This window comes from Streptomyces sp. NPDC045287 (assembly GCF_056432325.1).
On sequence record NZ_JBWKJG010000050.1, the window covers coordinates 1 to 1510 of the forward strand.

Here is a 1510-nt window from a genome sequence, read left to right on the forward strand (position 1 = left end):
CTAAGGGTTGTCCCGTAAATGATCTGCGGGTCGCCTCGGGCATGGTTGGCTGCCGTGCGGCCCACTGGCCTATCCGGCGAGGGCGAGGTTGTGCATTCGGGCGATGCCGAGCATGGCGTAGTGGACGCCGTCGCCTTTGAGGCGGCAGTCGCGGAGGATCTTCCAGGTCTTCATGCGGGCGAAGACGTGCTCGACGCGGGCGCGGACCTGCTTGTGGGACTTGTTGTGCTCCTCTTTCCAGGCCGGGAGTTCGACCTGGCCGCGCTGACGACGGTGCGGTATGACGAGTCCGGTACCCGGGTAGCCGCCGTCGGCGATCGTGAGAGTCCTGCCGACCGCGGCCTTGGCACCGGACTCCTCCCACGCCTTGCAGTCGTTGCGGTTCCCGGCCAATGGCCGGCCGACCACGACGACCAGACGGGTGTCGGCGTCGATGACGACCTGGTGGTTGGTGGAGTACCGGTAGTTCTTCGACCGCTCGGCCACGGTGTGGTCCCGGGTGGGCACCAGGGTGCCATCCACGATGAGCACGGCGCCCTTGGCGAACCGCTTGCGGGGCTGGAGCGCGAGCATCGGCCCGAGGTGGTCGATGATCCGGTCCGCCGCCGACTTCGAGACCCCGAACAGCGGGGCGAGCTGGCGCATCGTGAGGTTGGTGCGCCAGTACGCCGCGACCAGCAGAGTCCGGTCCTCCAAAGGCAGGCTCCATGGCCGGCCCTTGCGGACCGCGTCCGCACCCTTGCGCCGCAGGACCGTCACCAGCTTGCCGAAGGCACGCGGGCTCAGCCCGGTGAACGGGGCTATCCAGGACGGCTCCGACGCCGTGATCACACCAGCCACGCCAAGATCATCTCAACCGTTACCGTCTCGTCGCCGCACCGAAGCGGGCAGCGCCCGTGGCCTTCGGATCGAGGGACACCGCTCCCAGGAATCGACGGGTGGACGGTTCTACTACGCACGCCTTCCTCTCAGCGAAGCGCCTTCACCATCAGACGTTCCCTGGTCACCCCGTCGGACAACAGGTCACCGAGTTCTCCCGTATCGACGAATCCGTTGCGCTGATACAGAGCGACAGCGGGTTCGTTGCCCGGCAGGACCGCGAGCTTCAGAGTCGTAGCACCCCTCTGCCGGGCCCAGCCCTCGACTGCCTCTATCAACTGGTCCCCGACGCTGCGGCCCCGTGCCTGGGGGCTGACCCATACCGACCTGAGCTCGCATGCGCCGCCATCCCCGGGAAGGCCGGCGGCCATTCCTACGGTTCGGCCGTCCAGCAGCGCAATGATGCTGTAGGCGGCGGGCATCGCCAAGCGCTCGCGCCACCGCTCTTCCCCACCGTTGTGCCATTCCGCGAGCCCAGCCTTGAAGGCGTGAGGTGCCTCACTCAGTGCAGCGAGGCGAACCTCCCGCCACAACGGCCAGTCGCTCGTCGTGAGAATCCGCAGGTGCACCATGACCATGAGTCTGCCGCGACACTCGGCTCACTGACGAGCAGTTACGGGACAACCCTTAG

2 protein-coding genes are annotated in these 1510 nt (G+C 67.2%); both read right to left on the reverse strand.

The features are described 5' to 3' along the window. Window positions 1-69: 69 nt before the first annotated feature. On the reverse strand, window positions 70-840 hold the full coding sequence (locus AC07D6_RS33500) for a transposase (protein WP_479050734.1): 771 nt from the start codon (window positions 838-840) through the stop codon (window positions 70-72). A gap of 128 nt (window positions 841-968) precedes the next feature. Further along, window positions 969-1451, reverse strand: coding sequence for an N-acetyltransferase family protein (locus AC07D6_RS33505; RefSeq protein ID WP_479050736.1), 483 nt, complete (start codon window positions 1449-1451; stop codon window positions 969-971). Between the last annotated feature and the right edge of the window lie 59 nt (window positions 1452-1510).